Source organism: Selenomonas sp. (assembly GCF_057272215.1).
The window spans coordinates 112,499-125,596 of sequence record NZ_DBHIUY010000005.1; the positions used below are offsets into that span (position 1 = coordinate 112,499).

Annotated in this window: 14 protein-coding genes; all 14 read left to right on the forward strand. The window is 57.6% G+C overall.

Annotation, left to right across the window (positions count from 1 at the left end):
* Positions 1 to 52: 52 nt before the first annotated feature.
* The 14 genes from ACO5Z0_RS05990 (at position 53) to rpsU (ending at position 12,958) form a co-directional block, all read left to right on the forward strand.
* Positions 53 to 2,563 (forward strand): ATP-dependent Clp protease ATP-binding subunit, encoded by a 2,511-nt coding sequence (locus tag ACO5Z0_RS05990; RefSeq protein ID WP_485649564.1) that lies wholly within the window; start codon positions 53 to 55, stop codon positions 2,561 to 2,563.
* Positions 2,544 to 2,696: a hypothetical protein gene (locus ACO5Z0_RS05995; RefSeq protein ID WP_485649565.1), complete on the forward strand. Its 153-nt coding sequence runs from the start codon at positions 2,544 to 2,546 to the stop codon at positions 2,694 to 2,696. The genes ACO5Z0_RS05990 and ACO5Z0_RS05995 overlap by 20 nt, the downstream gene beginning before the upstream one ends.
* Before the next feature lie 2 nt (positions 2,697 to 2,698).
* A complete protein-coding gene (radA, locus tag ACO5Z0_RS06000) occupies positions 2,699 to 4,072 on the forward strand; it encodes a DNA repair protein RadA (protein WP_485649566.1) in 1,374 nt (457 codons plus the stop codon).
* Positions 4,073 to 4,222: 150 nt separating this feature from the next.
* The gene (locus tag ACO5Z0_RS06005; RefSeq protein ID WP_442673614.1) at positions 4,223 to 5,002 is read left to right on the forward strand and encodes a basic amino acid ABC transporter substrate-binding protein; all 780 of its coding nucleotides are present in this window, start codon (positions 4,223 to 4,225) and stop codon (positions 5,000 to 5,002) included.
* 21 nt (positions 5,003 to 5,023) lie between these two features.
* A complete protein-coding gene (locus ACO5Z0_RS06010) occupies positions 5,024 to 5,689 on the forward strand; it encodes an amino acid ABC transporter permease (RefSeq protein WP_442676454.1) in 666 nt (221 codons plus the stop codon).
* Positions 5,676 to 6,392, forward strand: a complete 717-nt coding sequence (locus tag ACO5Z0_RS06015; RefSeq protein ID WP_442673440.1) for an amino acid ABC transporter ATP-binding protein — start codon at positions 5,676 to 5,678, stop codon at positions 6,390 to 6,392. Before ACO5Z0_RS06010 ends, ACO5Z0_RS06015 begins: the two co-directional genes overlap by 14 nt.
* Before the next feature lie 192 nt (positions 6,393 to 6,584).
* Entirely contained in the window at positions 6,585 to 6,926 is a 342-nt protein-coding gene (gene rplS, locus ACO5Z0_RS06020) for a 50S ribosomal protein L19 (RefSeq protein WP_442673441.1), read from the forward strand.
* An 84-nt stretch (positions 6,927 to 7,010) separates the two neighbouring features.
* On the forward strand, positions 7,011 to 7,532 hold the full coding sequence (lepB, locus tag ACO5Z0_RS06025; protein ID WP_442673442.1) for a signal peptidase I: 522 nt from the start codon (positions 7,011 to 7,013) through the stop codon (positions 7,530 to 7,532).
* Positions 7,533 to 7,647: 115 nt separating this feature from the next.
* Positions 7,648 to 8,988, forward strand: a complete 1,341-nt coding sequence (locus ACO5Z0_RS06030) for a lipase family protein (protein ID WP_485649567.1) — start codon at positions 7,648 to 7,650, stop codon at positions 8,986 to 8,988.
* 87 nt (positions 8,989 to 9,075) lie between these two features.
* Positions 9,076 to 10,011 (forward strand): 50S ribosomal protein L11 methyltransferase, encoded by a 936-nt coding sequence (prmA, locus tag ACO5Z0_RS06035; RefSeq protein ID WP_485649568.1) that lies wholly within the window; start codon positions 9,076 to 9,078, stop codon positions 10,009 to 10,011.
* Between the two features lie 32 nt (positions 10,012 to 10,043).
* Positions 10,044 to 10,793: a 16S rRNA (uracil(1498)-N(3))-methyltransferase gene (locus ACO5Z0_RS06040; RefSeq protein WP_485649569.1), complete on the forward strand. Its 750-nt coding sequence runs from the start codon at positions 10,044 to 10,046 to the stop codon at positions 10,791 to 10,793.
* The gene (gene mtaB / locus ACO5Z0_RS06045) at positions 10,744 to 12,039 is read left to right on the forward strand and encodes a tRNA (N(6)-L-threonylcarbamoyladenosine(37)-C(2))-methylthiotransferase MtaB (protein ID WP_485649570.1); all 1,296 of its coding nucleotides are present in this window, start codon (positions 10,744 to 10,746) and stop codon (positions 12,037 to 12,039) included. The genes ACO5Z0_RS06040 and mtaB overlap by 50 nt, the downstream gene beginning before the upstream one ends.
* Positions 12,040 to 12,310: 271 nt before the next feature.
* The gene (locus ACO5Z0_RS06050) at positions 12,311 to 12,658 is read left to right on the forward strand and encodes a histidine triad nucleotide-binding protein (protein ID WP_485649571.1); all 348 of its coding nucleotides are present in this window, start codon (positions 12,311 to 12,313) and stop codon (positions 12,656 to 12,658) included.
* Between the two features lie 117 nt (positions 12,659 to 12,775).
* Positions 12,776 to 12,958: a 30S ribosomal protein S21 gene (rpsU, locus tag ACO5Z0_RS06055; RefSeq protein WP_006193396.1), complete on the forward strand. Its 183-nt coding sequence runs from the start codon at positions 12,776 to 12,778 to the stop codon at positions 12,956 to 12,958.
* Positions 12,959 to 13,098 lie beyond the last annotated feature (140 nt).

The window sequence follows — 13,098 nt, forward strand, 5'->3', positions numbered from 1 at the left end:
TTTAGGCGGCGCTGAAATGATCAGTGACCCCTTGATAAAAGGTGGAATTTTTATGATGAACCGCTTTACGGGCCGCGCACTCAAGGTGCTGGAACTGGCTCAGTATGAAGCGCAGGAGTTGGAGCAGAACTTCATCGGCACGGAGCATCTTCTCTTGGGTCTGCTGCACGAGGGGGAGGGCGTCGCGGCGCGTGCGCTGCGTTCTCTAGGATTGGATTTCGGTCATGTGCGCGCGCGTATCGAGGGGATGCTGGACAGCCGTGAGGTAGAGGAGCGGCACGCATCGTACTACACGGAGCGCGCTAAACGTGTGATGGAGCTTGCCGTCGAGGAAGCACGTTCTTTCGGACACAATTACATCGGCACGGAGCATATCCTTTTGGGGCTGATTCGTGAAAATGAAGGGGTGGCGGCGAGCGTCCTGATTTCGCTTGGCGCCGATCTTGATATCGTGCGCGCGGCGGTCGTCGATATGCTCGGCGGTACGCGGGCAGGCGAGGAGTTTTTGAAGCCGGAGCGCCGCCGCCGTTCGGGCGCGCCCGTGCAGAGCGGCACGGGCACGCCGCTCTTGGACAAGTACGGCAGGGACATCCATCGGCTGGCGAAGGACGGCAAGCTCGATCCTGTGATCGGCAGGGAAAAGGAGATCGAGCGAGTTGTGCAGATCTTGTCCAGGCGCACGAAGAACAATCCGATCCTCATCGGAGAACCGGGCGTCGGCAAGACGGCGGTCGCCGAAGGTCTTGCCGCGCGAATCGCCACGGGCGCCGTGCCGCGTCTTTTGCAGCCTAAGCGCATCGTTTCCCTGCCGATGGCGGGACTGGTGGCGGGTGCGAAGTACCGCGGCGAATTCGAGGAGCGTTTGAAGGGCATCCTTGATGAGGTCATGAAGAGCGGCAACGTGATTCTCTTCATCGACGAGATGCACACGCTGATCGGTGCGGGTGCGGCAGAAGGTTCGCTTGATGCTGCGAATATCTTGAAGCCGCCCCTTTCGCGCGGTGAGGTGCAGATCATCGGCGCGACGACGCTCAAAGAGTACAAGAAATATTTCGAGAAGGATTCTGCCCTTGCACGCCGCTTTCAAAGCATTCTCGTCGAGGAACCGACGACGGATGAGGCGGAGAAGATCCTCTGTGGACTGCGCCCGAAGTACGAGGCGTTTCATCATGCGAAGATCAAGGACGAGGCATTGAAGGCGGCGGTGCGCTTGTCGCATCGTTATATTCCCGACCGCTGTCTGCCGGACAAGGCGATCGACCTCATGGACGAGGCAGCGTCGAAATCGCGCATGAAAGCCGTCGTGCTGCCGACTTCGATCAAGCGGCTGGAAGAGCGTTTGAAGAAGCTCGGCGCGGAGAAGGACACGGCGATCAAGCTGCAGGACTATGAGCGTGCGGCATCCTTGCGCGACGAGGAAAGCGCCTTGAAGGACGATCTTGCCGCTGCGAAGGATCGCTGGCAGGAGCGCGAGATGAAAGATGTCACGGTCACGGCGGACGATATCGCCGATGCTGTCGGGCTTTGGACAGGCATTCCCGTGAAAGATATTGCCGCGAAGGAATCGGAGCGTCTGCTGCATTTGGAGCAGATTCTTGCGGCGCACGTTGTGGGACAGGAGGAAGCCGTGACGGCGGTCGCCAAGGCAGTGCGCCGTGCGCGTGCAGGGCTCAAGGATCCGAAGCGTCCCATCGGCTCGTTTCTTTTCCTTGGCTCTACAGGCGTCGGCAAGACGGAGCTTGCGCGTGCCTTGGCGGAATCGCTCTTTGGCACGGAAGAAGCGATCGTGCGCTTCGATATGTCTGAGTATATGGAGAAGCACACCGTGTCGAAGCTCGTCGGCGCTCCCCCGGGATATGTGGGCTATGAAGAAGGCGGTCAGCTGACGGAAGCCGTGCGCCGCCATCCGTATTCGATCATCTTGCTCGACGAGGTGGAAAAGGCGCATCCCGATCTCTTCAACGTGCTTCTGCAGGTCTTGGACGACGGGCGGCTGACGGATGCGCAGGGGCGCACGGTGGACTGTAAGAACACGGTCATCATCATGACGTCGAACGCGGGCGCCGACTACCTCAAGCACTCGACGGCGCTCGGTTTCACGGCGGGTCTGCAGACGCTCGGCGACGCTTACGACAGGGGGAAAACGCGCGTTTTTGAAGAGGTCAAGCGCGTGTTTCGCCCCGAGTTTTTGAATCGTGTCGATGAGATGCTTGTATTTCGTCCGCTCGGCAAGGAAGAGCTTGTAAAGATCGTTGATATCATGCTGCGCGAGGTGGAGAGCCGCCTGTCGGAAAAAGGCATGGCGCTCGAAGTCAGTCCGGCGGCGAAGGCGAAGCTCGTTGAAAACGGCACGGACTTCAAGTACGGCGCACGCCCGTTGAAGCGTGCGATACGAAAGCTCATCGAGGACGAGATCGCCGAAAGGCTCTTGAAGGGCGACTTCGGGCGAGGCGATACGATCTACGTCAAGAAGGTCGGCGAGCGTCTGGACTTCGTCAAGAAGCAGCCGAAAGAAACGTCAAAGAAGAAAAAGGATGTTCTTCATGCGAGCGCAGTGCAATAAGCTCGCGCCGAACGGCGCAGCTTCCGCAGGGAATTTGCTTCTGAATATGGCGTGGGCGCCGCTTTGGCTCGTGCGTTCGCTGCTTCTTTTCGTGCGGCGCTCGCTGATGGTAGGGCGAGGAAAGGCGGAATGAGTTTGGCGAAGAAGAAAAAGACCGTGTTCGTCTGTCAAGCGTGCGGCTACGATACGCCCAAGTGGATGGGCAAATGCCCGGGCTGCGGCGCATGGAACACGCTTGTCGAGGAGGTCGCCGCACCCGAAGCGGCGGGCGACGGGCTTAGGCTTGGGCTTTCCGACGGCGCAAAGCCCGTCGCCGTCGGCGAGGTCGCCGTCGAGGACATGCCACGCTTTTTGACAGGCTCGGGTGAGCTTGACCGCGTCTTGGGCGGCGGCGTGATCCCCGGCTCGATGGTCTTGATCGTCGGCGATCCCGGCGTCGGCAAGTCGAGCTTGACGCTTCGCGTGGCGGCGGAGATCGCACGCACGAAGAAGCGCGTGCTCTATGTGACGGGCGAGGAGAGCACGCGCCAAGTGCGCATGAGAGCCGACCGCCTTGGAGCGATTGCCGTCGATCTCTTCGTCGTCAGCGAAACGAATCTTGAGCGCATCACGGCGCATATCGAAGCGGTCAAGCCGGAGCTTTTGATCATTGACTCGATTCAGACGATCTTCCGCCCCGATGTGACGAGTGCGCCGGGCAGCGTCAGTCAAGTGCGCGAGTGCAGCGTCGAGCTTTTGCGCCTTGCCAAGACGCACGCCGTCGCCACCTTCGTCGTCGGTCACGTCACGAAGGACGGCACGCTTGCAGGACCGCGCGTCTTGGAGCACATCGTCGACACCGTGCTTTACTTCGAGGGTGAGAAGGGCGCCCAGTTTCGCGTCCTGCGCGCCGTCAAGAACCGCTTTGGCAGCACGAATGAACTCGGACTTTTCGAGATGCGCGACACGGGACTCCTCGATGTGCCGGACGCATCCAAGCTCTTTTTGTCCGACCGCGAGCCGGACAGCGGCACGGTCGTCGTGCCGACGGTCGAAGGTACGCGGCCGCTGCTCGTCGAGATCCAGTCGCTCGTCGCCGAGACGCCCTACATGCCGCCGAGGCGCACGGCGGATTCGGTCGATGTAAAGCGCATCCAGCTCCTGCTTGCTGTCCTTGAAAAGCGCGTCAAGCTGCCGATCGGCGCGTGCGATGTCTACATCAAGGTTGCGGGAGGCATCAAGATCGACGAGCCTGCCGCAGACCTCGGGCTTTGCGTCGCTATGGCGTCGTCGTTTGCCAATCGTCTCGTGCGCCCCAAGGCGATCATCTTCGGTGAAGTCGGGCTCTCGGGTGAAGTCCGCGCCGTCAGCCAAGCTGACGTGCGCTTGAAAGAGGCCGCCAAGCTCGGCTTTCGCGCCGCGATCTTGCCGCAGAAAAACGCCGAACGCTTGCAGCGCGTGGCAGGCATCGAGATTTTCGGCGCGGCGACGCTCAAAGACGCCCTGCGCCTTGCCATGCCGCGCGAATGAGCGGGAATCGAAAATGGCGCAATCGCGAAAAATGCACTATGGCTATGCGCTTATTTCTGTGCTATAATAATATGCGATGCGAGAAGGCTCGGGGCATCCCGGGCTTCTTTATGTTTGTTTAGGGAAGGCTTTCTAGGAGGGGAATTATTCATGAAAATGAAGAAGATGCTGCTCGGCGCTGTGGGGCTTCTGGCTGCGGCTTCGTTTGCTGTCGCCGGCTGCGGCGGCTCGGGGGATTCGGGTTCGGCGTCCAAGACGCTGCGCGTCGGTACGAATGCGGACTTTGCTCCCTTTGAGTTCCAGAGTGAGAACGGCAAGGAGTACGAGGGTTTCGACATGGATCTCGCGCGTGCTGTGGCAGAAGAGATGGGCATGACGGCGGAAATCCAAAACATCAACTTTGACGGTCTGATTCCGGCGCTCGTATCGAAGAACATTGACATCTCGATTTCAGGTATGACGATCAATGACGAGCGCAAGAAGAACGTGCTCTTTTCGGAGCCGTATTATCAGTCGGGTTTGACGATCGTCGTTAAGAAAGACAATAAGGACATCAACGGTTTTGCGGATCTCGCAGGCAAGACGGTCGCCGTGCAGATCGGTACGACAAGTGCGAAGGAAGTCAAGAAGAATCCCGACATCCAGGTCAAGGAACTCAACAGCTCGGCGGACACCTTCCTTGAGCTTAAGGCGGGCGGCGTGCAGGCTGTCGTCAATGATCGTCCGGTCAACGACTACTACATTGCCAAGAGCGGTGAGACTGACGTGCGCGTCGTCAAGGAACTCTTGACGTCCGAGGACTACGGCATCGCTATGGCGAAGGACAATCAGGAGATGCAGAAAAAAGTTGACGCGGCGCTGAAGAAACTCAAGGAAAACGGCAAATACGACGAGATTTACACGAAGTGGTTCGGCAAGAAGGCCGACTGAGGATGGTCGTGAGGTGCAGGAATGAATTTTGATTTTGATCTGGCGGTGAGTTCGTTCCCCATACTGCTCATCGGTGCGCTTGTGACGATAAAGATCACGGCGATTTCCGTCGCGCTCGGCGTCGTCATCGGTCTCATCGTCGGTGTGGCGCGCATTTCCCAGCTCAAGCCGCTGCGCCTTTTGGCGATGGCGTACATCGACTTTTTGCGCGGCACGCCGCTCCTGGTGCAGATCTTTTTGATCTACTTCGCGCTTCCCGTCATCTCAGGGCAGCGCGTCGATCCGTTCTTCGCGGCGATCACGGCGTGCAGTATCAACAGCGGCGCTTACGTCGCTGAGATCTTTCGCTCGGGCATCCAGTCGATTGACAAGGGGCAGATGGAAGCCGGACGTTCCTTGGGTATGACGTGGATGCAGACGATGTGGCACATCGTTTTGCCGCAGGCGGTCAAGCGTGTTATTCCGCAGATCGGCAACGAGTTCATCGCGCTCTTGAAGGACTCGTCGCTCGTATCGGTCATCGGCTTCGAGGAGCTGACGCGAAGCGGACAGCTCATCATCGCCCGCACCTACGGCTCTTTGGAAATCTGGCCGTGCGTCGCTGTCATCTATCTGGTGATGACGCTCTCCATTTCGCAGCTCGTGGCATATCTCGAACGGAGGTTTAGAACCGATGATAAGCATTAAGGGGCTTTACAAAGCATTCGGCGATAACCTCGTCTTGAAGGGCATTGATCTCGAAGTCGCGGACAAAGAGGTCGTCGTCATCATCGGTCCTTCGGGGTCCGGTAAGTCTACGCTTCTGCGCTCAATAAACTATCTGGATGTACCGTCGCAGGGGAAAATTTCCATTGACGGCAAGGAGCTTTCGGCGGCGGACATCAATAAGGTGCGCGCCGAGGTCGGCATGGTGTTCCAGCGCTTCAACCTCTTTCCGCATAAGACGGTCATGGAAAATATCACGCTTGCGCCGCGAAAGGTGCGAAAGGCTGCACGCGAGGATGCCGAGAAGGACGCGCGGATGCTCTTGGAGAAGGTCGGTCTTGCGGATAAGGCGGACGCTTACCCCGAGCAGCTTTCGGGCGGACAGCAGCAGCGTGTCGCCATCGCGCGTGCGCTCGCGATGAAGCCGCGTCTCATGCTCTTCGATGAGCCGACGAGTGCGCTTGACCCTGAGATGGTCAAGGAAGTCTTGGATGTCATGCGCTCTTTGGCGGCCGAGGGCATGACGATGGTCATTGTCACGCACGAGATGGGGTTTGCGCGGGAGGTTGGCGATCGGCTTCTCTTCGTTGACGACGGCAGGATCATCGAGCAGGGGGATCCGAAGGAAGTCTTTGAGCATCCCCAGGAGGAGAGAACGAAGAACTTCCTGTCGAAAGTGCTCTGAGGGCATCGTGCCTTTACGGCGCTGCTTGCAGCGGGAGCTTTGGATAAGGCGGCGAGAGCGCTATTTCACAAAAACTTCTGTGCAGACAGTTGAAATGTCTTGCTCTTTGTGATAGAATAGGCAAGCATACGGGCGGTCCGCTGGGGGAGAATGACTCTCTTACGAACGTCTGAGATTTAAGGAGGAAAAACAATGAACATCATTCAGGCTTTGGAGCAGGAGCAGCTGCGCTCGGACATTCCCGAGTTCGCACCCGGCGATACGGTGCGTGTGCATGTCAAGGTCGTCGAGGGTACGCGTGAGCGTATTCAGGTATTTGAAGGTGTCGTCATTGCGCGTTCCGGCACGGGCGTTCGCGAGACGTTCACTGTGCGCCGCATTTCCTATGGCGTCGGCGTCGAGCGTACCTTTCCGGTGCATTCGCCGCGCTTGGACAAGATCCAGCTCATGCGCCGCGGCATTGTGCGCCGCGCAAAGCTCTATTACCTGCGTAACCTCACAGGTAAGGCGGCACGCATTCGCGAGAGACGCTAAAAGCACATCATGGGGACTGCCCGAGGAGATACTTGCGAGGTATTTTTCCTTTGCAGTCCCTATTTCCTTTTTGGGAGGTATTTTATGAGTTCGTTAGGGGAAGAAGTCAAGGATTGGCTCGTGGCTATCGTCGTTGCCGTCGTGCTCGCTTTTGTCATCCGTCAGTTCATCGTAGAGCTTTACGTCGTGGATGGGCCGTCTATGCGCCCTACCTTGCAGTCGCGCGAGCGTCTCGTCGTCAATAAATTCATCTATCGTATGCGCGAGCCTGAGCGTAATGAGATTATTGTCTTTCGATATCCGCGCGATCCGAGCCGCGACTTCATCAAGCGCGTGATCGCTGTGCCCGGTGATACGATTGAGATCAAGGACGGCAAGGTGTTTTTGAACCAACAGCTTTTGAATGAGGACTACATCTTGGAAAAGACGTTGACGAACTATCCTCTGTCAACGGTTCCCGCCGGACATATCTTCGTCATGGGTGACAACCGCAACAATTCGGAAGACAGCCGCTTTGCTGACGTCGGCTTTGTTCCCTACGATCTCGTCAAGGGCAAAGCGATGGTCGTGTTCTGGCCCGTTGCCGAGGCGAAGTCCTTACCTTGAGACATGGCAGGAGGAAAATCAATAAAAGTCGTTCTTAATGCGGCTTCTATTGATTTTCCTCTTTTTTTGTCATACACTCGTCGAAACGGGAGCTTGCTGCGACGGGGAGGATGCGATGAAACAAGGGGTATGTGTACGGCAGCGTTTGTTGACGATGGCATGGGGGATTCTTTTCTTCTGCCTGATGCTTTTCCCGCAATCTGCTTTAGCGGGGGCAGAGCCGGAGTTCTGCCTGATCGCTGCTCTCGTTTCATCTGCTTCTTATGCAGATGACGGCGGACTTCTCGTGCGCAGCTGGCTCAAGGAAACGGATTGGGAGTTCTACAGCCGCAGCACAGCGACACATGCGGCGGACGGACGTGTCCACTTGGCGCGTAAGACGCTTGCGGACGGCAGGCGTGTAGTCATGCTCGCTTTTCCGGGTACGGAGAATAAAAAGGATATTGAGGTGGATCTGCGCCTCGCTTCCGTCCCCTTCGGCGATGTCGCTTCTGCGGAGTCCGCCGAAGGGGACGGAAGCGGCACAGCAGATGTGCCGCGTGTACATAAGGGATTCAACGATTTCGTAACGGCGGCGCTTTTTACGGAAACGATGCCGGAGTTCGGCGATATGACGGCGGGTGAATCGCTGGCAGAAGAGCTCAAGGCAAATCCCACGGAGGTACTCTATCTGACGGGGCACAGTCTTGGCGGTGCGGCGGCGCTCTTGACGGCGGCGCGGCTTTCGGATCTTGGCGTGGCTGCGGATCAGCTGCAAGTCATCACGTTCGGTGCGCCTGCCGTCGGCAACGAGCGCTTCGCACGAGTTTACGAAAAGAAGTTCCATTTCACACGCATCGTCATGAAGAATGATCCTGTCGCAGGAATTTTGCAATCGTTAAGCAAGCGCTTTGTACAGTTTGGTGAGAAGGTTGTCTGGAAGCCGCAGACGCGTGAGGAGCGTTTTAATCATGAGATGGCGCTCTATTTTGATGAAGCGCTGCGCCGTTATTATGATGCAGCGGAGGAAAAGACGGCGCATGAGTTGCTCGGCGGTACGCCGCAGGCGCTTTCCGGTGGTCTTTACGTCGCTGCGCCGTCCTTTGATCTGCCGGAAACCTTGGCGCAAGATGCACCGTACATTGCGCGTGCCGTGCATGATGCGCTTGATATCCGCTACGCGCCTACGGTGTTTTCCAAAGCGGGGGCAGCGGAACAGCAAGAGCTTTTTGCCGCTGCACGCGCCGCAGGCTGCAAATATGTCCTCGTCGAGCATTTTTCCGGCAAATTGCTGCGCGAAAAGCACGGCAGCTTCCGGCTGACGCTTGAGGAGCAGATCTACGACAGCGACGGTCGGCTGCTTTCGCTGGAGGAACGCAGCACGAATACGGGCGGCTTGCCCGCGATCGAGGCGTTTCTCTACCTCGCCTACAAGGGCGGCGCGACGCGCAGCGCGGCGCTCGGATTGACCGAATGAGAGCGTGCCCCTGCCTACGGGCGGGGGCTTTTTCTTGCGCGAAAGTCTTTGGTATTGTATGATGTTCATAGAAAGGAGCGATGCTTTTTGCAGTGGGCAGAAGTGAGCATAGATACGTCGCACGAGGCGATGGATCTTGTATCGGAAATTTTGCAGGAATTGGGCGCCGGGGGCGTAGTCATCGAGGATCCCGCGCTCCTCAATGAATATATTCGTTCGGGTCTTTGGGATTATACGGACCTCAAGGAAAGCGATGAGACGGAGGTCGTGACGGTCAAGGCGTATTGGGCGATGGATGATGCGTTGGAAGGAAAGCTGCAGAACCTCGCCGCACGCTTGGCTGCTTTGACAGCGAATGGCGTGGATAAAGGTGCGGGTACGGTTTCGTGGCGGGCGGTCGCCGATGAGGATTGGTCGGAAACGTGGAAGGAATTTTTCCATACGGAAAAGATCGGCGAACGCACCGTCATCAAACCGACGTGGGAAGACTACGAGGCGAAAGCCGAGGAGATCGTCGTGGAGCTTGATCCGGGTGCGGCGTTCGGCACAGGACAGCATACAACGACGGCGCTGTGCATCCGCGCACTCGAAACGCTTGTCAAACCGGGCATGACGGTGTTCGACGTCGGCACGGGGTCGGGCGTGCTTTCGATTGTCGCGGCGAAGCTCGGGGCGGGGCGCGTTGAAGCCGTGGACTTCGATCCTGTCGCCGTGCGCATCGCCGCCGAGAACGTGCGGCAAAACGGCGTGGCGAATGTCGTGCGCACAGGGCAGAGTGACCTCTTGAAAAGTGTCGAGGGCAAGGCGGATCTCATCATAGCGAACATCATCGCCGACATCATCGTGCGCCTGTTCGGTGAAGTGAAAGAAAGCCTTGCAGCGGGCGCTTTGATGCTCCTTTCGGGTATCATCGAAGATCGCCTGCACGATGTGACGAAAGCCGCTGCCCGGCACGGTTTTCACGTCGAGCGCATCGAAGAAGAGAAGGGGTGGGCAGCCGTCATCGTCAGAGGTGACGCATGAGACGCGTATTCTTAGAATGTGAGATCCGAGACATGATGGAAGTCTCGGGCGCAGATGCGCATCATCTGCACCATGTCATGCGCACCAAGATTGGTGAGAGACTGCTTGTTGCAGACGGCGCCGGCGGTTCGGCGGAGGCTGAGGTCGCAGGTTTTGCGGGAGGCAAGGTGCAGCTCCGTCTCGTGCAGCGGTTGGAAGAGGCGGCGGAGTCTCTGGCAGAGATTGAGCTTTTCCAATGCCTGCCCAAGGGCGACCGCATGGATTTCATCGTGCAAAAAGCGACAGAGCTTGGCGTCACGCGCATCCGCCCGCTGCTCAGTCAGAATGTCGTCGTGCGTTACGACGAGAAGAAAGCGCAGGCACGACGTGAACGCTGGCAGAAGATTGCGGCAGAGGCTGCCAAGCAGTGCGGGCGTGCGCGTATTCCCGAGGTTGCGCCTGCTGCGCTGCTGCCTTCCGTGCTTGCAGCGCAGGCGAGCGATGCGGCGGCGCTGCGTCTCTTCTTCTATGAAGCGGAGAAGCAGCGTGATCTTCGCACCGTGCTCCGAGGCTCTGCGGTGCAGCGCATCTTTATGCTCGTGGGGCCGGAGGGCGGCTTTGCGCCGGAAGAAGCGCAGCGTGCGGCAGCGCACGGCTTCGTCGCCGTGACGCTCGGACAGCGCATATTGCGCGTCGATACGGCAGCGATTGTCGCGATATCGCTTGTGCAGTATGAAAAAGGAGATTTGGGATTTGCCAAAAGCAGCATTGACGACCTTGGGGTGCAAGGTCAATCAGTTTGAAACGGAGACGATGGAAGGGCTTTTCCGTCAGCGCGGCTATACGATTGTACCCTTCGACGAGGCGGCAGACGTCTATATCATTAACACATGCTCCGTCACGAGTCTCGGCGAAAGGAAGTCGCGTCAGCTGATTCGCCGTGCACGCCGCTTGAACGAGCGTGCTGTCATCGCTGTGACGGGCTGCTACGCGCAGGTGTCGCCGGAAGAGATCCGCGCGATCGAAGGTGTGCGCGTCGTGCTCGGCACGAAGGAGCGTGTGGGAATCGTCGATCATGTCGAGCGTGCAGCGCGTGAAACCGGTGTATTTGACGGCACGGGCGACATCATGCACACATCGGAGTTCGAGGATATTCCGCTCTTCGGTGCGCCTGCGAGAACACGCGCTTTCTTGAAGATCGAGGAAGGCTGCGAGAATTTCTGTTCATTCTGCATCATTCCGTATGCACGCGGTCCTGTGCGTTCGCGCCGCCTTTCGAGCGTGCGGCGCGAGGCGGCGAAGCTCATCGCTATGGGATTCAAGGAGATCGTCTTGACGGGCATCCACCTCGGCTGCTACGGGCGTGATCTCGGCGATGTGACGCTCGCTGATGCTGTGCGCGAAGTGCTTGCGCTGCCGGGGATCAAGCGGCTGCGGTTGGGATCTTTGGAGTCAGTCGAGCTGTCAGACGAGCTGCTGGCGCTTTTGGCGGATGAGCCGCGCTTCGCACGACACCTGCATCTGCCGCTGCAGGCGGGTTCGGACGAAGTGCTTCGCGCGATGAATCGCCACTACGATACGGCGAAGTTTGCCATGCTCATCGAGCGCGTCGAGCGCGCCGTGCCGGAAATTGCTATATCGACCGACATCATCGTGGGCTTTCCGGGCGAAACGGACGAGCTTTTCGCTGAGAGCCTTGCTTTCGTCGAGTGCATGAATTTTGCACGGATGCACGTCTTTCCCTACTCGCCGCGCCGCGGCACGCCGGCGGCAGCCTTCGCCGCGCAGGTGCCCGAGGAGGTAAAGAAAGAACGCGTACATCGTATGCAGGCGCTCGCTGCAAAAAAAAGTGAAGCGTTTCATGCCGACTTTCTCGGCAGGACAATGCCCGTCCTCTTTGAGACGCAGCGCGAGAGCGTCGCAGATGGTCTCACGGAGAACTACATTCGCGTCTATACGGATGCGCCTGTTCAGACAGGAGAGATTTACAACATGCACCTCGTGCAACTCTATCGTGACGGCATTTGGGGTGAGATGCAGGATACATGAATCCTGACCGCTGAGGAAACACGGATAAATTCAGCCACCCATCTTCACACATCTGCACTGTCCTCTCGTCGTCAACAAATCCTCGACGTAGCACCGCTACGCCTGCGGTTTGTCTCCTCGATAGGAACAGCGCATCTGTGTAAATCTGGGCGACTTCATTTTATCAGCGTTTCCTTGAATATTTTTCTATCTGGAAGGTTTTTTGTCGCAAAGGTCGAATGATGAAAATAAGGTCGAAAGGCGAAATAATTTTCGAAGGGAGGTGGAAAAGATGGCAGACTGCATTTTTTGCCGTATTGCGGCGAAAGAGATTCCCGCGACGGCGGTCTACGAGGACGATTCTGTCATCGCCTTCAAGGATCTTGAGCCGCAGGCGCCCGTGCATGTGCTCATCATCCCGAAGAAACATATGGAAAGCCTGCTCGGTCTGACGAAAGACGACAAGGCGCTCGTCGCTCATATCCACATCGACGTCGTGCCGCAGATTGCAAAGGAACTCGGACTTGCGGAAAAGGGCTTTCGTCTCGTCGTCAACACAGGGGAAGAAGGCGGGCAGACCGTTGGGCATCTGCACTTTCATCTCTTGGGAGGACGCTCCATGCAATGGCCGCCCGGTTGATGGTTGACACCGAAAAGGGAAATCATGTATAATATTAAGGTGCACGATGCAGAGTTGGCAATTATTTTACGCCTGCCTTCCCGTGCGCCCCAAATCTAGTGGAGGGGGGGAAGAACAATGGCAAATGAGGTCAAAGTAGGAAAGAACGAAACGATCGACAGTGCTCTCCGCAGATTCAAGCGTACTTGCCAGAAGGCCGGTACTTTGGCAGAAGTTAGGAAACGTGAACATTACGAGAAACCGAGCGTCAAGCGCAAGAAGAAGTCCGAGGCGGCGCGCAAGCGCAAGTTCCGCGCGTAATCGCTTGTGAATGGAATTGTGCGAGAGAATTTGAACCTCTAAATGTAAAAATCCGCAAAGCTGTGCTTTGCGGATTTTTCGTAAAATCGCAAAGGGCATTTTTCTGCGATGAAATTACGAAAAGAACGATGGGACGTTTA